Below are 19,039 nucleotides of genomic sequence, written 5' to 3'. Positions count from 1 at the left end.
ACGTCTACGGCGGAGGGTGAGGATTTCGGTGGCACGTACGAGGCTGCGGGACCGGTTACGGTACTGGTTCGACGCCACGATGGACCGGGGGACGCCGGCCCTCATCGGCTGGCTGGGCCTGGCCTCGGTGGTGTTGATCGTCGCGGTGACCGCGCTGGTGACCCTGTTCGCCCGCAAGGACGCCGGGGAGAACGGCGGTTGGCCGGGCATCGCCTGGATGAGTCTGCTGCGGACGCTCGACCCCGGCACGATGGGCGGGGACTCGGGCGGGCCGGTGTTCCTGGCGCTGATGCTCCTGGTGACCATCGGCGGGATCTTCATCGTCAGCGCGCTCATCGGTGTGCTGACGACGGGGCTGGAAGCCCGGATCCAGGAGCTGCGCAAGGGCAGATCACGGCTGATCGAGCGCGGCCACACCATCGTCCTGGGCTGGTCCGAGCAGGTGTTCACGGTGATCGCGGAGCTCGTCGAGGCCAACCAGAGCGAGCGTCGGTCGTGCGTGGTCATCCTCGCCGACCGTGACAAGGTCCAGATGGAGGACGAGATCCGCCGCCGGGTCCCGGACACCGGTCGCACCCGGGTGGTCTGCCGGTCCGGGAGCCCCCTCCAGCGGGCGGATCTGGAGTTGACGAGCCTGGATTCGGCGAAGTCGGTCATGGTGCTGCCGCCGGTCGGGGACGACAGCGACACCGACGTCATCAAGGTGCTGCTGCTCCTCAACAGCCGTTCCTGGAAGGGCACCCGGCGGCCGCATGTCGTCGCCGCGGTGCAGAACTCCCCCAACCTGGCCGCGGCCCGGCTGGCGGCGGGCGACACCGCGCTGGTGATCGACGCCGACGACATCGCCGTACGGCTCATCGTGCAGTCGCACCGCCAGTCCGGCCTGTCCACGGTCTTCGACGAAATCCTCAGCTTCACCGGCAACGAGATCTATCCCTTCGCCGCCAAGGCACTGCACGGCACCACTTACGGGGAGGCGCTCAACAGGTTCGACCTCGGCGCTCCGGTGGGGTTGCGCACGGCCGCCGGCGACACCCTGGTCAACCCACCGATGGACACGGTCATCGGCCCCGGCGACCAGGTGCTGGTGCTCGCCGAGGACGACCTCGTCATCCGGTTGGCGAACGCCCGGCCCGCGTTGACCGAGTCGGCGATCACCTCGACTCCGGGCCGCTCGCCGAAATCGGACCGCACCCTGGTGATCGGCTGGAACTCCCGCGGGGCGAAGATCATCACGCTGCTGGACCGCCTGGTGGAGCCGGGCTCGCTGGTCGACATCGCCGCCCCGCGCCGCCCCGCCGAGGACTTCCGGGACGCCGGCGTGCAGAACCTCACGGTGGGTTTCAAACCCTGTGAGCCGACGCTCCGCCCGTCCCTGGAGGCATTGGACCTGGGCGGCTACCGGCACATCATCGTCCTGACCGACGACGACATCCACCCCGAACGGTCGGACGACCGCACATTGGTGACGCTGCTTCACCTACGGGACATCGCCACCCGGTCCGACTGCCCCTATTCGATCGTCACCGAGATGAACAGCGACGCCAACCGTGAGATCGCCCAGGTGACCAAGGCGGACGACTTCATCGTCAGCACCAAGATCATCAGCCTCCTGCTGACCCAGCTGACCGAGGACCGGGAACTGTACGCCGTCTTCAGCGACCTCTTCGACCCGGCAGGTTCGGAGATCTACCTCAAGCCGGCCGTCAGTTACGTCGTGCCCGGCGCGACGGTGAACTTCGCGACGGTCGTCGAGGCCGCCCGGCAGCGCGGCGAGACCGCCCTCGGCTACCGGCTCGCCGGCCAGAGCGACGTTCCGCCGCGGTACGGAGTCGTCCTCAACCCGTCCAAGACCGCACCCCTGTCGCTGAGCGACGGCGACTCCATCGTGGTACTCGCCGAGGACGGTCGGGTGCACCCCGGTCTCCCGGAAGCCAGGCACGCCCCCGACGTGGAGCACGCGGGACCGGACGCGGCGGCACTCTCGTAGGGCATGCGTCCCCCGCCCCCGCACCGACGCCGAAGAGGACGCCACCCTCCGCCGTCGGCGTCCGTCACCCCTCGCGGCCGGAACGGCGGGCCAGGGCCCGGCCCGCGCCCTGGTCGGCAACGAGGGCGCGCAGAAAGCCCCGGACGGCGTCGAGGTCGTGGCCGGCGGCCCCCGGCCACGCCCGGGTCAAGGTGCTGGCCGCGGGCGTCGGCCTGACCGACCTGATGGCCCGCTCCGGCGACTACCTGCTGCAGCGCAGGACCCCGTTCACCCCCGGGTACGAACTCGCCGGCGAGGTCCTGGACTTCGCGACCGCGGACACGCCCGCGCCCTCCTGGCTGCGGCCCGGTGCCCGGGTGGCAGCCGCGCTGACCCGGATGGGCGGCTACGCCGAGTACGTCACCCTGCCGCTGTGGCAGCTGGTCCCCCTACCCGACGGCCTGGACCCCCACACAGCCGCCGCCGTCCCCCTGGACCAACTGACGGCGCTCAGTCTGCTCGACACCCACGGCCGCCTCCGCCCCGGCGACACCGTCCTGATCCAGGGCGCGAGCGGCGGCGTGGGCCGGGCGGTCGGCGCGCTGGGGGCGGCGCGCGGCCTGCGGATGTACGGCACGGCCTCCGCGCCGGGCGCCCGGGAGGCACTGGCCCGAAACGGCGTGGAGTTCATCGACTACCGGCGCGAGGACTTCGAGGCCGTCCTCAACGAACGCGAACCGGGCGGCGTCCAGGCCGTCTTCGACCACATCGGCGGCCCGACGCTGCGCAAGGGCTACCGCGTGCTGGCCCCCGGCGGGGTGCTGGTGAGCTACGCGGCCAGCGGCCGGCCCGGCCGGATGGTCGCCGACACACTGCGGGCGGCGGCCCGGGTGACTCTGATGAACCTGCGGGCGGCGGCCCGGGTGACTCTGATGAACCTGCGCCCGGGCCGCCGCACCGCGCTGGCGATGGTTCCGCGGGAGATCCGCGCCGACCACGCCCGCTATCGCGCCGCGCTGACCGAGCTCCTCGCCCTGGCGCACGCCGGCACGACCGCGCCGCAGATCACCACTGCGCCACTGGCCGAGGCCGCGGCTGTCCACGCCGACCTCGAACGCCGCGCCCTCACCGGCAAGGCGGTCCTCACGGCAGGCGGCTGAGCTCGGGGGGCCGCCCGCGACCGCGACTCAGACGGTGGTCCGGGGGTGTGCCGGGTCGAGGTACTGCACGGCGGTCCGTTCGGCGTGCGGGGTGAGGAGGGCCTGGAGTTCCTCCGCCGCGGTCGTGAGGAGATGGCCGTCGCGGGTGGCGTGGAGGGTTTCGAGGACGAACGTGACGTGGGTGGAGTCCTCGGTGACGCGGGTGCGGTGGGCGTCGCGGTGGTTCCAGTGGCGGGTCAGGACATCGGTGGTGTCCGCGTAGATGATCTCGCCGGGCTTGGGGTTCTCGACGGTGCCGGGTTCGCCGAGCGGGGTGAAGGACTCGGTGCCGTCCGCGTGGCGGATGACGATGTCGCCGGTGACGTGGTCCAGGTCGAAGGCGCCGGCAGGCAGGCCGTGACGGACGGAGACGGCGTTGTAGGCGTCGACGGCCGGGTTGATGCGCGGCAGGGTGCCCTTCTTGGCGAGGCGGCGGCCGAGCGCGTCGACGCTGGGGCGGATGCGGCGGGGGTTGGTGCCGAAGGAGCGGTAGGCGGCGTGCCAGGCATCGATGCGGGGGTCCGTCTCGTCGGCGGGACTCCAGCTTCCGTCGGCGAGCCGCCGCTCCAGTTCCTCCAGGGCGACGGCGGCGTGCGGCCAGGATTCGTGGCCGCGCAGGCCGGTGGCGGTGACCAGGGCGATGCGGGCGTCGGGGAAGGCGTCCGCAACGGCGGGCGTGAGGTGGAAGGCAGGCATGGGCGGCGTTCCGTTTCCTGTGTTCGGGCGGGCGGCGCGGCCTTGAGGGGCCGAGGCGGCATCTTTCGTGGGCAAGGAGGTGGGGCCCGTCGTGGGTGACGTGGCGGTGGCCGTCGCGGGTGACGCGGAGGGGGACGGCGAGGGGCGGGCGGCCGGGCAGGCCGTTGCCGCGGGCTTGCTCAGGTCAGGGCGAGGAGGCTGACCGCGACGGCGGCGGTGCCCAGGCCGACGAGCTGGCCGCGGTGGATGCGTTCGGCGAGTACGCCGCGGGCGAGCAGGACCGTGCCGGCCGGGTAGAGGGCGGTGATCACCGCGACGACGGTGAGGTCCCCGCTGCGAGCGGCGAGCAGGAAGAGCAGGTTGGCCACGGAGTCCAGCGCACCGGCGGCTGCCGAGATGCCGTACGCGGGCCGCTCGGAGCCCAGTCTGCGGCGCATCAGTCCCGCCGCGGCCAGGATGACGGCGGAGGAGACCGCCCGGCCCACGATCAGCGGAGCCACCCCGCTGTCGGACGGTGCCTGGTGCAGGCAGACCAGCTGAAGGGCGATGGCGGCGCCGGCACCGAACGCCATCAGCAGCGCGGCGCGGGAGGGACGCGCCGAACCCGCGCCGTGTCCGGCGCTGACCAGCACCACCGCCACCAGCGCGAGCGGCAGTCCTACCAGTCCGGCGGCGGCCAGATGCTCGCCCTGGAGCAGCCCCACGCCGACGGGCAGTGCGGCGGACACCAGCGCGGTCACCGGCGACAGCACGTTCATCGGACCGATCGCCAGGGTGCGGTAGAGCAGGGCGAACGCGGCGGCCGAGGCGACCCCCGAGGCGGCGCCCCATCCGAGGGCCCCGGCGCTGAACGACGCGCCGAGCACCGGCCACAACAGCAGCTCCACCGTGAGACTGGCCGGCGCCGCGACCATCACGGTGCGCAGCACATGGGCCTTGCGGGAGCCGAGGCCGCCGAGGAAGTCGGCGCACCCGTAGGCGAGTGAGCTGCCGAGGGCAAGCAGCAGAGCGATCACGGCACATCCCTTGCTATTCATTGGAGCGACCACACCGTACAATGGAACGACCGGGCGATGTCAACCAAACGACCGGGCGGTGCATTCAAATGATCCAGCTCGAAGGATGGTGACCTGGTGGCCGAGACAGCCGCAGCCCTGCGGGCGGTCGCGCACAACGTCAAGGCGGCCCGCCTCCGCGCGGGCCTGTCCCTGGACGAGCTCGGCAGGCGCGCCCAGGTCAGCAAGGGCGCGCTCGTGGGACTGGAGAAAGCCCAGGGCAACCCCAACCTGGCCACCCTGGTACGGCTGGCCGACACCCTGGGCATCTCGGTATCCACCCTGATGCAGGGGCCACCCGAAGGCCGCGTCCGGATCACGGCCGCCGACGCCGTGGCGCCCCTGTGGACCGGAGCGCGGGGCAGCCAGGCCCGGCTCATGCTGACGACCTCGGGCCCGGCCCCCGTCGAGGTCTGGCGCTGGCAGCTGGAGCCGGACGAGGAATACCCCAGCCACCCCCACCAGGCCGGAGTCGTGGAAACCGTCAGCGTCACCTCCGGCCGGATGACCCTGGTCGTCGACGGCATCGAGCACACCGTCGAAGCCGGCCAGACCGCCACGTTCGACGGCGACGCCCCGCACGCCTACCGCGGCTCGGGCACCGGAACCTGCGACCTGATCATGACGGTCCACCTGCCGCCCAACCCCGCCTCCGCGAACTGACCCCCGCGGAACGCCCGGAGGTCGCGCCAGGGCGACGGCGGCCGCCGCCCTGGGGCCGCACCGCGCCACCATCAGCCCTCTTTGCCCGACAGTTCATTTTTGTCTGAAATTTCACATAAAATCCTTGTTAGTGGTATGCGCCCGACGTAGTGTCGATAGCGTCGCGGCCGCAGCGCACGCCGGCACAACCCCCGAGGGGCCGCCCCGACGAGCGCGCCGTATCGCCATCGATCCGGGGAAGCCGCGGCGCAACTCCACGCACAGGAGGCGAAGATGACCTTCAAGGTGTTCTTCCCCCGCAGCCGCAGAAGCGACCGGGCCCGTCACGGCCGCGACTACGGAGACTGGGGTGACTACGGAGACTGGGGTGACTACGGATACGGCTACCGCGGTCGGGGCCGTGGCAACGTCGTCATCATCTTCGGATAACGGCCTGACCCGTTGGGATCGCGTCGCATCGCATCGCGTCGCATCCCCTCTCTGACAGGTCTCTGCGGCAAGTCTCCACTGCCCGTTCGAGGGACCTGACGCCCGACCCGAGGCGGACTCGCAGATGCCACGCGAGCCCGCCTCACGGCTGCTCGCGGCAGCGGTCGCCCGGGGCGGATTCAGCATGGTGCGTCAAGACCGTGGCAGTGACGCGACAACACACGGTAGGTTTCCTGACGGAGTGCCGGGAAGTCTGGTCGGCGGCGGTTCAGCGACACCGAAGCCACCGGAGACGAGCCCGTGACCGACCTTACTGCCCTGCTCCTTCTCGTCGTGTTCGCCACGTTGGTGGCCACCGGCGCTCGCCACTGGCGCATCCCCGCTCCCTCGTTGCTCGTCGTCGGCGGCCTCCTCATCGGCGTACTGCCCGGGATACCGGCCGTCCGGGTCGCGCCCGAAACGATCAGTGTGCTCGTGCTGCCGCCCCTGCTGTTCGCCTCCGCCGAGGAGATCCCGTGGCGCGAACTGCGGCTGGTGTGGCGGCCGGTGACGGTCCTCGCCTTCGGCCTGGTACTGGCCACCGCGGCCGCCGTCGGTGCCGTGGCCGCCGCACTGACCCCGCTCTCCCCCACCATGGCGTTCGTCCTGGGTGCGGTGCTGGCAAGTACCGACCCGGTCGCGGTCACCGCCCTCGGCCGCAAGATCGCGCTACCGCCGCGCATTCAGGTGCTGGTCCAATCCGAGAGCCTCTTCAACGACGCCACCAGCCTGGTGCTGTTCAAGGTCGCGGCGGGCACCGCCATAGCCGCCCATGCGGTCAGCCTGCCCGCGGCCGGCAGTCAGTTCCTGCTCCTGGGCGGCGGTGGGGCGCTGGTCGGCGGCGCCGTCGCGACCGTGGTGGCGCTGATCCGGCGGCGCACCGAGGACCCGATCCTGGAAACGGTGATCGCCCTGGTCACCCCGTACGCGTCGTACGTCCTCGCCGAGGATCTGCACACCTCGGGCGTCACCGCGGTGGTGGTCGCGGGGGTGGTGCTGGGCAGCACCGGGCACAGGCTCACCAACGCCGCCATCCGCCTCCAGGTGCATGCCGTCTACGGCACGGTGGTCTTCCTCCTGGAGAGCGTCGTCTTCGCCCTTATCGGCCTGGAACTCCCCGCGCTCGTCGGCCAGTTGACTGCTGACGAGGACACCTGGCCGTTGGGTGTGCTGGCGGTGGCCGGCACCGTGATCGCCGTCCGGCTCCTCGGGGTCCTTCCGCTCTCCGCCGTCATGCAGCGCCGCCGCGGCAACGGGGCGGTCACCTGGCGCATCCCCACGGTGGTCTCATGGGCCGGTACCCGCGGCGTGATGCCGCTGGCCGCCGCGCTGTCCATCCCCCTGGCCGCGCACGACGGCAGTCCGCTGCCGCACCGTTCGCTGATCCTCGTCCTCACCACCGGCGTGGTCGTCTTCACCCTCGTCCTCCAGGGCTTCACGCTCGCCCCGGTCGTCCGCTGGTCGAAGATCGCCCTGGAACCGGAGCACACCGCCCGCGAAGAGGCCCGGGCCCGCGCCGGTCTCGCCACGGCGGGACTGGCCTGCCTGGACGAACTCGAAGCCGCCGAGGCCGCACCCACTCCCCTCCTCGACCAGCTGCGCCGGGGGCTGTTGGCCCGCCTGGACCAGGCCGACGCCGACCAGGACGACGGCACCGCCTCCTCCCCCTGGGCGCCGGCGACCACCTACCGGGCCCTGCGCCGCACCGTGATAGCCGCCGAATCCGCCCAGCTGCAACGGCTGTACGCGGAGAACCACATCAGCGACACCACCCGGCGCCGTCTGCAACGCGGTCTGGATCTGGAGGAGGCCGGGCTCGGCGAGGAGTGACCCGTTACGTACCGGCGAGATACGGCACGTGTTCAAAGTCGGCCGGACGCCGGGGTGTTCGCGGGGCCGCCCGCCGACGTCCCCGGCGGGCGCACCATGAAGACGTCGATCGGGTCCTGGGACTCCACTACGAAACCGTGGCGCTCGTAGAGCCGACGGGCGGCGCTGCCCTGCAGGACGTTCAGGCTCACGGTCATGCCCTGCGCGTCGGTCCGTTCAAGTACGTGGCGCAGGACGGCGGATCCCAGTCCTCGGCCCTGACGGTGCGGAGCAAGGTAGAAGTGCTCCAGCCACTGTCCGCCGTCGGCGGGCCGGATCGTGACGCACCCGCTGAGTTCGCGGTCGATCATGATGACCGACGTGTGCCGTGGGGAGAACGAGTCCCGCAGCCGCTGCCGTACCCGGTGCTCGTCGTAGCGCCCGAGGCGTTCCAGGTCCGCACGCATGACGGTGGCCCACAACTCCGCGATCACCTCGACGTCCGCCGGCACCGCCGAACGCAACAGCCGGCCTGCGGCCCGCGCGGGCACCGCCCCGTCCGGTCGCGTACCGCTGCCCGTCGTCCCCGCATCCATGGGCGGAGTATCTCAATCCGCCTCCTGTGAGCGGACGATCGGGACCTGGTACGGCCGACGGCCGGGGAGCGCGGGCCGGTGTCTGCGCCTCTGTGGTGGGTGGCGGTGTCATGGAATCGTCAGGGTCTCCCCTCCCCGCGCAAGGGAAGCGCCAACGCCTCGCGATCGCTTCGTCCAAGGCGCTTCGATGGAACGAGGTGATGTGGCACAGGCCGAGGAGTTGACCCCATGAACAGACCTGGCAACCGCGTCGTGGCGGGGGTGAGTGGTTCGCTGGGCAGTCTGACCGCTCTGCATCGGGCCGCTTCCGAGGCACGCGCCACCGGCGCCGCGCTGTGGGCCGTGCTGGCCTGGGAACCGCCGGGCGGCGACATCCCCCATCGCGGCGGGGTCTGCCCGGCGCCCAGGACCGCCTGGCGCAGCATGGCCGTCGACCGTCTCGCCGACGCTCTCGACACCGCTTTCGGAAGTGCCGGGCCCGGGGTACCGGTGGAGCCGCTCGTCGTATACGGCAAGCCGGGCACGGTCCTGCTGGAGGTCGCCGATCGGCCCGAGGATCTGCTGGTGGTGGGGGCCGGCGCCCGTGGACCACTGCGCCGGGCGCTGTGGCCCTCCGTATCCCGGTACTGCCTCGCCCGCGCTTGCTGCCCGGTGCTGGCCGTGCCGCCCTCGCCCCTCCACCGCGCCCTCGACGCCGTGCACCGCCGAAACACCTGGAAACTCCCCCTCACGACCGAGGGATTGGCCGGAAGGCGCTGACACCGGACCGGACCGCCGGAAAACGGCGACGCGTCGTGCGACCAGCGTGCAGTAAGGCGCCTGGACGTCGTCGCGCAGACGCAGGCCGAGGCAGGTCGCGGTCCTGCCTCGGCCGTCCTCCTCGGTGGGCAACCACACCGGGTGTCCGACGTTCCCCACCGGGACACGCTCCGCAAGGGACCGGATGGCCCTCCCCTCGCTACCCCGTCCGGACCTTGGCCCGGGGTGCCCGTTGCCCCGACGATGGCATGTACGCGGAATGGTCCTCCGCTGCCGGAGCGGGCGTCCTCCAGGACGGCCGCCCCGGCTTCTCGGGCGGCGAGGTGGTCGGGCGCAGCGGGCCGTGGCCGATTCGCGCTTCGGGGCTCACGACGTGATCGTCAGGACCTCGTCCACCGGTCGGCGCGGTGTGCGCGGCCCGTCGGGGCCGTAGCCGAGGCGGAGGATCATCTGTACGCAGCCGGTGCCGGAGAGCGGGTCGCGCAGCAGCCAGCGCAGGTCGGGCCATTCCAGGGCCTGGGTGGCGAAGGAGCTGGCGAGTCCCTGGCGGGTGGCCAGCAGCAGGACGCGTTCCAGCGCCTGGCCCGCGCGGAGCCAGTCCGCAGGATCGTCGTGGGCGGTGCTGAGGGAGGCCAGTTGCGGCCGTTTCTCGAAGTCGGCGTAGGCGCGTCCGGGGACCGTGCGCCGACCGGCGAAGTCCCGTACGGGCGCCGTGCCGCCGCGTTTCGCCGGACCGAAGGCGTACTCCGGGATGCCGTCCGCGGGGGCTTCGGTGGAGGCGTCGCGGGTCCATCCGCGCTGTTCGGCTTCGCGGCCGTCGTCCATGCGGTCGTAGCCCTCGGCGTGCAGGATGAGGTCGAGTACCGCCTCGCGGTGCGGAGTGGTGAGGAAGGCCAGCCGGGCCCCTTCCCTGGCCGCGGCCTCGACGAGGGCGGCGCGGAGGCTGTCCGGGATGCGCCGCTCGGTGAAGGGGTGGCGGCTGGTGTGCCGGTCGGCGAGGGCCGAGTAGAGGCCGGAGAGCGCCACGTCCAGCGGCTCGTGCGGCACGTCGAGCCGTACGGAGGCCAGGAGCGTCGGGGTGTGGGGAGCCGGCAGCAGGGTGGTCACGGTGCGGTGGCCGGCATGCGCGGCCGCGGCGCGGAGGTTCAGCAGGGCCGCCCCGCAGCCGAGGTGCAGTCCCCGGGTGGTGGGGTCGGCCAGCGGCATCGCGCGGTCCGGGTCGGCGAACAGCAGCATGGTGCGCGACGCCCGGGAGTACTCGAAGTGCCACGGCTGGGCGTTGTGCATCGAGGGCGCGGTGGTGGCTTCGGCGACCAGCGACCTGACGGCCGTGTCGTCGAGGGTGCGGTGGGTGAGCACCGGGGGCCTCCCGGGCGGATCGGACCGCGTCCGATCCGGACGCGGACGGTGGAGTCAGCGGGTTCCTCCAGGGTCGCGGGGCTCCGTCGGCGGCATCAGGGGCCATAGGGCCCCGGCTGGGGGCCGGTCGGCCTGCCGGGGACGGCCGGGCCACGGGGCGGGGCCGAGTGGCTCATAGCGGTCCGTTCGCCGGCCGGGCCACGCTGGGAGTGCGGCCGCGCCGCCGGCCGCCGTGGTGGAAGGAGCCGGAGATGGAGCACCGCACGATTGGTGAGCTGATGACCCGGAAGGTCGTGAGCGTGCAGCTCGACACCCCCTTCAAGGAGATCGCGCAGACGCTCGCCGACCACGCGGTGAGCGCCGTCCCGGTGCTCGACAGCCTCGGCCGGCCGGCCGGCATCGTTTCGGAGGCCGATCTGCTGCGGAAGGCGGCCGACCGGTCCGATCTGTCCGGGCGGACGCCGCTGCCGCACCTGGAGGCGTGGGAGAAGGCGCGGGCGGAGGGCCGTACCGCCGGAGAGCTGATGTCCGCTCCGGCGGTGTGTGCCCACCCGGAATGGACGGTGGTGGAGGCGGCGCGCCTGATGGAGGTGCAGCAGCTCAAGCGGCTTCCCGTGGTCGACGAGGCGGATGCCCTGCTGGGCATCGTCAGCCGCAGCGACCTGCTGCGCGTCTTCCTGCGCAAGGACGAGGCGATCCGGGAGGAGATCACCCGGGAAGTGCTGGGGCGCACGGCGCGGCTCGGTGCGTGGGACGTGACCGCCGACGTCGAACGGGGACAGGTGACCCTGCACGGCAGGGTGACGGACCCGGTGCTCATCCCCGTGCTGGTGCGGATGTCCGCGAGCGTCGACGGCGTGGTGTCGGTCTCCCACGACGTGCGGGGCTCCGATGACCTGAGGGCCGCTCCGGCCACCGGCGGCCGGGCCGGCGGGGCGGACGAAGGACGGTCGGGGCGAAGCCGGTCGCCGTCATGAAGTACCTCGTCACCGTCGGTGTGGACGGGACGTCGCAGGCCCTGGCGGCAGCTCGGTGGGCGGCACACGAGGCGCGGCTGCGGCAGTCCCGGCTGCGGATCCTGACCGCCTGGCCGCCCCTCGCCGCAGGGCCGCGCGGCGCACCGCGGTCGTCGGAGCCGCCGCACTGGCCGGACCGGATCATCGAGGAGGCCAGGTCGACGGTCGAGTCGACGGAGCCGGGGGTGCCCGTTGACGTGGCTCTGGTGCGCGAGCAGCCGCTGGAGGCCCTGGTCGAGGCCGCCGCGCAGGCTGATCTGCTGGTCCTGGGGTCGCGGGGGCTGGGCCCGGCGGCGCGTTTCGCGCTGGGCGAGACCGGCCTGGACCTGGTGCCGCGGATCACGATCCCGGTCGTCCTGGTCCGCTCCCGGCAGGACAGCCCCGCGGCCGAGAGCAGCAGCAGCGTCGCGGTCGGTGTCAGCCTGCACGCGCCCTGCGAAGGGCTGTTGGCCTTCGCCTTCGAGACCGCCGCCCGGCGAGCCGTCCCGCTCTGCGCCGTACACGGCAGGAACCTCCCCGCCGTTCGCCTACGACCGCGGCGGTGGCGCGGAGCGGGACGCGGCGGACGACGCCGCCCGGATCGCCCGCGAGGAGCTGTCCGAGGCGCTGCGCCCGTGGCGGGAGAAGTTCCGGGACGTGCGGGTGGAGGAGCAGGTGGTCATGGAGAGTCCGGCGCCCGCCCTGCTGCACGGCGCGGCGGGCGCGCAGCTGCTGATCGTCGGCCGTCGGCATCTCGGCCGTGCGGTCCCGCGCATCGGCCATGTCGTCCACGCGGCCGTCCACCACGCGCCCTGCCCCGTGGCGATCGTGCCGCACGGGTGACCGCTCCGCACGGGTGGCGACTGCGCACGGGTGGCGACTGCGCACGGACACGCCGGCCCCGCCGGCAGAAAGGACGTGTACGCGATGACAACCGACCGAGCAACGGGATCCGGCGCCGAGCCGGCACGGGACCGCAGCGACCTGGGCCGACGCGCCGCACTGCGCCGGCAGCAACTGGGGCTGACCCGCGAGGAGGTCGCGTCCCGGGCCGCCGCCTCGCCCGGCTACCTCCAGTACGTCGAGGAGCACGGGGCCGAACCGAGCATCGGGTTCCTGCTACGTCTGGCCGGTGCGCTCGACACCACGGTCGCCGAACTCACGGGCGGTACCGCCGACCTTCCGCCGGGCCTCGGCAAGGCCGGCGCGCACCCCGAGGTGTTGGCGCTCGGCCCGGACGAATGCCGGGAACTGCTTGCCACGCACGGTGTCGGCAGGGTGGCCGTCACGCTCGACGAGGCCCCCGCTGTGTTTCCGGTCAACTACACCGTCGTCGACGACGTGATCGCCTACCGCACCCAGGCGGGCTCCGGTCCCGCCGCGGCCGCCGGGCACGAGGTCGCGCTGGAGGTGGACCGCATCGACGAGGCGTTCAGCCAGGGGTGGAGTGTGCTGGCCGTGGGGCCCGCCGAGGTCGTCACCGGCTTCTACGCGTCCCGCAAGTTCGAGGAGCAGGCGTACTCGGCTCCCTGGGTGGGTGGTGGCCGGTATCAGTGGATCGCCATCCGGCCGACCCGTCTGAGCGGGCGGCGGATCCGCGTGCCGGGGGCGCCGACGCAGCCGACCGGCAGCACCGACCACGGCGCGGGCGCCTGAACGGCCCGGCCCCGCCGCGTGCACCGCAGGGCCGCGTGCACCGCAGGGTCGTTCAAGGCGGTGCGGGCCGGACGCTCGCGCCCGCGCCGCCCAGGTCGATCAGCCGGTGCCGGGTGGCCTGCAGCCGGCGGGCGACGACGTCGAGGACCTGGCGGGTCACCGCCAGCCCCAGCACCGGGTCCGCCTCGCACAGCGCACGCACCGCGGTCGCGTCGAACTCGTGGGCCCGGACGAGGGTGAACGCCTCCGCGCCCATCCGCCAGCGGTACGGCGGCACCAGCCACGACCAGCCCAGCAGGTCCCCGGGGCCGAGCAGATCGACGACCGCCGGCCGCCGGCCCGCCACGTGCACGTCGAGGTTGACCGAACCGGTGCGGAGGATCCAGAACTGGTCGGCGGCCCCGCCCTCCTCGAAGAGGTGGGTGCCTTCCGGGAACGTCACCTCGTGGGCGAAGGCCAGCAGGCGTTCCCGTCCGTTGGGCGGGAGTTGCTGGAGCAGCGGTGTGGTGGCCATGACGGCCCTCCTCGTCACCTTCAGGGAAGCGCGGGGCGACGCCGGGGACGAGTCCCGGTCGGCCCCGTCCCCATGGGCCGAACGACCCTTCAACCAGGCGATTCGCCCCATGCCCCGCCGACGCCGCCGGTGGCAGGTTCGGCACTGGACACCCGTGCGCGAACGAGGTGAGGGCGGTGCAGGCACACCTGGGCGATCAGCTCGTGGTCGGCTGCCCGACCACGGGGACCACCCGGCGGGACGGGGAGGTCGTCGGCCTGCACCACGAGGACGGGACCCCGCCCTACGACGTCCGTTGGTCGGACACCGATCAGATCTGGCTCTTCTTCCCCGGCCCCGGCACCCTCGTCCGCCACACCGCCTGCCTTTCGGGGGCCGCACCGCTGCGGACCGCGACTCCGGCGGAGGTGTGACATGGGCGGCCCGGTCCTGGTCGGGCTGGACGGCACCGGCAACAGCGTCCCCGCGGTGCGCTGGGGCGCCGAGGAGGCGGCCGTCCGCAACCTCCCGCTGCACCTCCTGCACTCCTGGGTCTCCCCGCCCTGGCCGGCGTCCTCCGATGGGGAGGCGGCCGACCGGCGCAGGTACGGCTCCGACATCCTCGACCGGGCCGAGGCCATGGTCGAGGAACTGCACCCCGGTATCCCGGTGAAGGCCGAGCAGGTCGCCGAGGAGGCCGCGGACGCGCTGGCGGAACGCAGCGGGGAGTGCACGCTGCTGGTGCTCGGATCGCGCGGGCACGACAGCATCGCCGGCTTCCTGCTGGGCTCGGTGAGCCTGCGCGTACTGGGCCGCGCGAAGTGCCCCGTGGTCACCGTCCGCGAGGAGGAGTCGTCCGTCGGCCCCGGCCCCGAGATCGTCGTCGGCGTGCAGGAGCCGGGCGCCGAAGGCGACACCGTGCTGGCTTACGCGTTCGCGACGGCTGCGGCCCACCGCACGGGGCTGCGCGCGGTACACGCCTGGCGGTCCGCGACCGTCCTCGGCGCGGACGCCGCCCGTCCGCTGGACGAGGTGGAGTACGCGGCAGGCGAGCGGGAGTTGCTCTCCACACGCCTCGCCCCGTGGCGGGAGGAGTTCCCCGGCGTCGGGGTAATCGAGCAGGTGGCCCGGGGCAGGGCCGTGCCCGTGTTGCTGAGTGCCTGTGCGCGGGCCGGGCTGCTGGTCATCGGGCGCCGGACGCAACGCACCCCGCTGCCCCTCGGGCCGGCCGTGCTCGCCGTGCTGCACCACTCACGGTGCCCGGTGGCGATCGTTCCGCGGGGGTGAGCGCACGACCGGGGCTTCAGGCGGCGTGGGACCGAACGACGCGCGACGGCCGCCAAGGTCCTCGACGTCAGCTCCCAACTTCTCCGACGGCACCAGGAAGGAGCCGCGGACGCCCACGAACGCGGGGAGAACACCCGCCAGTTGGACGTGACCTACCGGACGACCGCAGGCCGGATCGTCGCGGGCGACCGCGCGCCGGACGCCCCGTCACCGGCGCCGACGGCAAGACCGTCCGACTCTTCGACCTCTACCGCGGCCCCCATGCCACCCACCTGACGTTCGGCGCACCGGCCCCGGACCGGCCTCACGCCTACACCGTCCTGCGCCCCGGCCACACCGCGCCCGGCCCGCACATCATCGACACCCACGGCCACGCCTACCGCGCGTACCACGCCTCGGACGGCACCTCCCTCCTCATCCGCCCCGACGGCTACATCGGCCGGCGCCAGGAACAGCCCCGGACGGCCGGAGCACGGGCGGTGCCGCACGGCACACCGCGGGTCGCCCTCGATCGCGGCCCGGTTCCCGGCGATCGGCGCACGGATCGCGCGGGAACTCACAGTCCGTGGCGCGGCGGTGGCGCGCCCCGGCGGCAGCCCGCGGGGGCCGCCGCTCGCGAGGTGCGCTTCGGCTCCTCGCACTACCGTGGGTGGTGTGGCCGGGCCACGGATGCCGGCCGTGGTGGAGGCTTGCCGTGGGCGAGGACTACTGCCGTACGGAGGAGGGAATGCGTCCGCTCCCGCACGGACTGCCGGACGAGCTGGTGGAGCGGCTGCGTGCGGTGGAGAAGGCGAGCAGCCGGTCGCAGCACCTGCTGCTCGAAGCGGTGCTGACGGTGGGCGCGGGGCTGGAGCTGCCGCAGGTGCTGCGCCATATCGTCGAGGCTGCCGTCGTGGTGACGGACGCGACGTACGGCGCGCTCGGCGTGATCGGCGCGGATGGCAGGCTCACGCAGTTCCTGCCCGTCGGGCTGACCGAGGAGCAGTTCAAGGCGATCGGCCCGTTGCCGGCCGGCCACGGGATCCTCGGCGAGTTGATCCGCCACCCCGCGCCGCTGCGGCTGAGCGAGCTGGGCGACCACCCCGCGTCCTACGGATTCCCGCCGAACCACCCGGCGATGCACTCGTTCCTGGGGGTGCCGGTCAGGGTCCGGGACGAGGTGTTCGGAAATCTCTACCTGACCGAGAAGCGCGGTGGCGAGCCGTTCACCGACGACGACGAGACGCTGCTGTCGACGCTGGCGGTGGCCGCCGGGGTGTCCATCGAGCACGCTCGGCTCTTCGAAGAGGCCCGCAACCGCCAGGAATGGCTGGAGGCCAACCACGAGATCGTGGCCGGGCTGCTCCCGGGCGCGGAGGAGCGGGACGTGCTCCCCACGATCGTCGACCACGCCGTGCGGATCCTCTCCGCCGACCTCGGGGTCCTCGCCCTGCCGGCGGAGGGCGACTGCCTGCGCATGGAACTGGCCCGCGGCGTCGACTCCGAAGCACACCGCGGCCTGGTCCTGCCCCGCCTCGGATCGTTCGCCGGCGCCGCGCTGGCCGCCGGACGCCCGCTGATCAGCACGGACGTCGAGCACGACCCCAGGATCACCACCGGCCCGCCCCGCTGGTGGGGGCTGGGGCCGGCCGTGGCGGTGCCCATGGCGACCGGCAAGAAGGTCCGCGGGGTGCTGCTCCTGGCGCGGCTCCGCGGGCGCGCCCCGTTCACCGAACCCGAGACCGCGCCGTTGCTGACGTTCGCGGGGCAGGCCGCGCTCGCCATGGAACTGTCCGAGCAACGAGCGGCCGCGGAGCAGGTGCGGCTGCTCAGGGACCGTGACCGCATCGCCCGCGACCTGCACGACCTGGCCATTCAGCGGCTCTTCGCGANCTTCGCGATCGGCATGACGTTGCAGAGCGCGGTGCGCTTCGTCGATCACCCGGAGGCGAGCGAACGGCTGCTGCGCGCGGTGGACGACCTGGACGAGACCATCAAGATCATCCGGTCCACCATCTTCGGACTGCGCTCCCGCGACGCGTCCCGCGAGCGGCAGGGGCTCCGGGCCCGGACGGTCGCCGCACTCGAAGAAGCGACCCGCACACTGGGATTCACGCCGTCCCTCCACATGGAGGGCCTGCTGGACACGGACGTACCGGAGGCCCTCGCCGAGCACGTCCTGGCGGCGCTCGGGGAGGCGCTCAGCAATGTCGCCCGGCATGCCCGGGCGAGCGCGGCGGACGTGTCCCTGAGCGCCCGTGCCGGTCGACTCACCCTGACCGTGACCGACAACGGCGTGGGGATTCCCGAGGACGGCCGACGCAGCGGTCTGCTCAACCTCGCCAAACGGGCCGAGGGCGCCGGCGGCGGGCTGACCGTCGAGACGCCGGCGGACGGCGGCACCCGCCTGGTGTGGTCGGCCGCGCTGCCCGCCTGACACCGTACGGAGCCGCGGTACGGAGGCGCCGCCGCGCGGAGGGCACTTGCTTCAAGTGCACTTGAAGGCTCTAGCGTGTGCCGCATGACGGTGATCGACAGCTCCCCTACGACGTCGCCCCCGGTGGACGCCTGTGTGTCCGCGGGTCAGACCCACCCGCGACCGGACGGCCAGGACCGCTACACCATCAGCGAGGTCGCGGCGTTCACCGGGCTCAGGGCCCACACGCTGCGCTGGTACGAGCAGATCGGCCTGATGCCGCACGTCGAGCGGTCGCACAACGGCCAGCGCCTCTTCGGCAACAGGGACCTGGACTGGCTGTCCTTCGTGGGCAGGTTGCGGCTGACCGGGATGCCGGTCGCCGACATGGTGCGCTTCGCGGAGCTGGTCCACCAGGGCGAGGTCACCTTCGGCGAACGGCGGGAAATCCTGGAACAGACCCGGCACAAGGTCGCCGCGCACATCGCGGAACTGCAGGACACCCTCACCGTCCTCGACGCCAAGATCAACTTTTACACGGGCGCCCACCGGGCGCCGGAAGGGGCCTGAGCGCCATCATGAGCAACGCCATCGAGCAGATCAGCAAGGTCGAACTGGGCACCGGCGGCCCCCTCGTCGGCGTCCAGGGCTTCGGCGCCATGGGCATCAGCGCCGCCTACGGGGCAACGGACGACGCGGCGGCCCGCGACACCCTGGAGGCCGCCGTCGAGGCGGGCGTCACCCTCGTCGACACCGCCGACATGTACGGCATGGGCGCCAATGAGGAGTTCCTCGCGCCGTTCGTCGCCGCGCACCGCGACGAGATCACCCTGGCCACCAAGTTCGCCTTCGAGTTCCGCGCCGACGACCCGGGCCACCGGGCCATCCGCAACGATCCCGCCTACATCAGGCAGGCCGTCGAGGCGAGCCTGCGCCGCCTGGACGTCGAGGTCATCGACCTCTACTACATGCACCGCCGCGACCCCGACGTGCCGCTCGCCGAGTCCGTCGGCACCATGGCCGAACTCGTGCGGGAGGGCAAGGTCAAGCACCTCGGCCTGAGCGAGGTCACCGGTGCCGAGCTGCGCGAGGCGCACGCCGTCCACCCGATCGCCGCCCTGCAGTCGGAGTGGTCGGTCTTCAGCCGGGACGTCGAGCACAGCGCGGTGGGCGCGGCCGCCGAACTCGGGGTCACCTTCGTGCCGTACTCGCCGCTCGGCCGCGGCCTGCTGACCGGCACCTTCACCGACGCGGGCAAGGAACTCTCCGGCGGCGACTTCCGGCAGCTCCTGCCGCGCTTCACCGGCGACAACGCCAAGGCGAACGCCGCCCTCCTGGCCCCCCTGCACAGGATCGCGGCCGACCACGGCGCCACCACCGCGCAGATCGCCCTGGCCTGGGTGCAGCAGCGGGCCCAGGTGCACGGCCTGACCGTCGTGCCGATCCCCGGGACCCGCAAGCGCAGCCGCCTGCTGGAGAACACCGCGGCCACCCGGATCACGCTGAGCGCCGAGGAGTTGGCGCTGCTGGAGCCGATCGCCGGCCAGGTGGCGGGCGACCGGTACTCGGACATGTCACTCACCTCCATAGGCCGCGAGGCCCAGGGCCCGGCATCGGAGTGAGCTCGGGCACCGTGGCAT

General features: G+C 72.9%; 19 protein-coding genes and 1 pseudogene. 15 read left to right on the top strand and 5 right to left on the bottom strand.

Annotation, left to right across the window (positions count from 1 at the left end):
• Positions 1–28: 28 nt before the first annotated feature.
• Together CG747_RS13415 and CG747_RS49320 are read left to right on the top strand one after the other, a co-directional pair.
• Positions 29–1,990: a potassium transporter TrkA gene (locus CG747_RS13415; protein ID WP_257980391.1), complete on the top strand. Its 1,962-nt coding sequence runs from the start codon at positions 29–31 to the stop codon at positions 1,988–1,990.
• Between the two features lie 191 nt (positions 1,991–2,181).
• Positions 2,182–3,129 (top strand): zinc-binding alcohol dehydrogenase family protein, encoded by a 948-nt coding sequence (locus tag CG747_RS49320; protein ID WP_374701772.1) that lies wholly within the window; start codon positions 2,182–2,184, stop codon positions 3,127–3,129.
• A gap of 27 nt (positions 3,130–3,156) precedes the next feature.
• Here the strand turns inward: CG747_RS49320 and CG747_RS13400 are convergent, their stop codons facing one another.
• Both CG747_RS13400 and CG747_RS13395 read right to left on the bottom strand, forming a co-directional pair.
• Positions 3,157–3,864 carry a B3/4 domain-containing protein gene (locus CG747_RS13400; RefSeq protein WP_100601948.1) on the bottom strand — a complete coding sequence of 236 codons (708 nt, stop codon included), beginning with the start codon at positions 3,862–3,864 and terminating at the stop codon, positions 3,157–3,159.
• Between the two features lie 179 nt (positions 3,865–4,043).
• A complete protein-coding gene (locus CG747_RS13395) occupies positions 4,044–4,880 on the bottom strand; it encodes a DMT family transporter (protein ID WP_100601947.1) in 837 nt (278 codons plus the stop codon).
• A gap of 117 nt (positions 4,881–4,997) precedes the next feature.
• Between CG747_RS13395 and CG747_RS13390 the strand changes: the two genes are divergently transcribed.
• The 3 genes from CG747_RS13390 (at position 4,998) to CG747_RS13385 (ending at position 7,880) form a co-directional block, all read left to right on the top strand.
• Entirely contained in the window at positions 4,998–5,582 is a 585-nt protein-coding gene (locus CG747_RS13390; protein ID WP_100601946.1) for a helix-turn-helix domain-containing protein, read from the top strand.
• Between the two features lie 273 nt (positions 5,583–5,855).
• Positions 5,856–6,011 carry a hypothetical protein gene (locus CG747_RS47950; RefSeq protein WP_180985515.1) on the top strand — a complete coding sequence of 52 codons (156 nt, stop codon included), beginning with the start codon at positions 5,856–5,858 and terminating at the stop codon, positions 6,009–6,011.
• A 300-nt stretch (positions 6,012–6,311) separates the two neighbouring features.
• Entirely contained in the window at positions 6,312–7,880 is a 1,569-nt protein-coding gene (locus tag CG747_RS13385) for a Na+/H+ antiporter (RefSeq protein WP_100601945.1), read from the top strand.
• Positions 7,881–7,912: 32 nt separating this feature from the next.
• On the opposite strand, the gene CG747_RS13380 is transcribed toward CG747_RS13385, so the two are convergent.
• The gene (locus CG747_RS13380; protein ID WP_100601944.1) at positions 7,913–8,455 is read right to left on the bottom strand and encodes a GNAT family N-acetyltransferase; all 543 of its coding nucleotides are present in this window, start codon (positions 8,453–8,455) and stop codon (positions 7,913–7,915) included.
• Between the two features lie 228 nt (positions 8,456–8,683).
• On the opposite strand from CG747_RS13380, the gene CG747_RS13375 reads away from it, so the two are divergent.
• A complete protein-coding gene (locus CG747_RS13375; protein WP_100601943.1) occupies positions 8,684–9,214 on the top strand; it encodes a universal stress protein in 531 nt (176 codons plus the stop codon).
• Positions 9,215–9,580: 366 nt separating this feature from the next.
• Here the strand turns inward: CG747_RS13375 and CG747_RS13370 are convergent, their stop codons facing one another.
• On the bottom strand, positions 9,581–10,573 hold the full coding sequence (locus CG747_RS13370) for a nitroreductase (protein WP_100601942.1): 993 nt from the start codon (positions 10,571–10,573) through the stop codon (positions 9,581–9,583).
• Between the two features lie 251 nt (positions 10,574–10,824).
• Between CG747_RS13370 and CG747_RS13365 the strand changes: the two genes are divergently transcribed.
• The 4 genes and pseudogenes from CG747_RS13365 (at position 10,825) to CG747_RS13355 (ending at position 13,224) form a co-directional block, all read left to right on the top strand.
• Positions 10,825–11,550, top strand: coding sequence for a CBS domain-containing protein (locus CG747_RS13365; protein ID WP_100601941.1), 726 nt, complete (start codon positions 10,825–10,827; stop codon positions 11,548–11,550).
• Positions 11,547–11,894: pseudogene (locus CG747_RS49315) on the top strand (universal stress protein); the annotation flags it as partial. The gene CG747_RS13365 and the pseudogene CG747_RS49315, both read left to right, overlap by 4 nt.
• A gap of 109 nt (positions 11,895–12,003) precedes the next feature.
• Entirely contained in the window at positions 12,004–12,411 is a 408-nt protein-coding gene (locus tag CG747_RS49310; protein ID WP_257980390.1) for a universal stress protein, read from the top strand.
• An 84-nt stretch (positions 12,412–12,495) separates the two neighbouring features.
• Positions 12,496–13,224, top strand: coding sequence for a pyridoxamine 5'-phosphate oxidase family protein (locus tag CG747_RS13355; protein ID WP_100601940.1), 729 nt, complete (start codon positions 12,496–12,498; stop codon positions 13,222–13,224).
• A 52-nt stretch (positions 13,225–13,276) separates the two neighbouring features.
• On the opposite strand, the gene CG747_RS13350 is transcribed toward CG747_RS13355, so the two are convergent.
• Positions 13,277–13,738: a Crp/Fnr family transcriptional regulator gene (locus CG747_RS13350; protein ID WP_100601939.1), complete on the bottom strand. Its 462-nt coding sequence runs from the start codon at positions 13,736–13,738 to the stop codon at positions 13,277–13,279.
• A 176-nt stretch (positions 13,739–13,914) separates the two neighbouring features.
• On the opposite strand from CG747_RS13350, the gene CG747_RS13345 reads away from it, so the two are divergent.
• The 5 genes from CG747_RS13345 (at position 13,915) to CG747_RS13320 (ending at position 19,021) form a co-directional block, all read left to right on the top strand.
• Entirely contained in the window at positions 13,915–14,151 is a 237-nt protein-coding gene (locus CG747_RS13345) for a DUF1918 domain-containing protein (protein ID WP_100601938.1), read from the top strand.
• Position 14,152: 1 nt separating this feature from the next.
• Positions 14,153–15,004: a universal stress protein gene (locus CG747_RS13340; RefSeq protein WP_100601937.1), complete on the top strand. Its 852-nt coding sequence runs from the start codon at positions 14,153–14,155 to the stop codon at positions 15,002–15,004.
• Between the two features lie 727 nt (positions 15,005–15,731).
• Positions 15,732–17,420, top strand: coding sequence for a GAF domain-containing protein (locus CG747_RS13330; RefSeq protein WP_100601936.1), 1,689 nt, complete (start codon positions 15,732–15,734; stop codon positions 17,418–17,420).
• A gap of 84 nt (positions 17,421–17,504) precedes the next feature.
• Positions 17,505–17,969, top strand: a complete 465-nt coding sequence (locus tag CG747_RS13325; protein WP_100601935.1) for a MerR family transcriptional regulator — start codon at positions 17,505–17,507, stop codon at positions 17,967–17,969.
• A gap of 8 nt (positions 17,970–17,977) precedes the next feature.
• Positions 17,978–19,021, top strand: coding sequence for an aldo/keto reductase (locus CG747_RS13320; protein WP_100601934.1), 1,044 nt, complete (start codon positions 17,978–17,980; stop codon positions 19,019–19,021).
• Positions 19,022–19,039 lie beyond the last annotated feature (18 nt).

Origin of the sequence: Streptomyces sp. CB02959 (assembly GCF_002803155.1) — a bacterium.
Lineage (GTDB): Bacteria > Actinomycetota > Actinomycetes > Streptomycetales > Streptomycetaceae > Streptomyces.
This window is presented reverse-complemented; position numbering and strand designations above follow the sequence as displayed.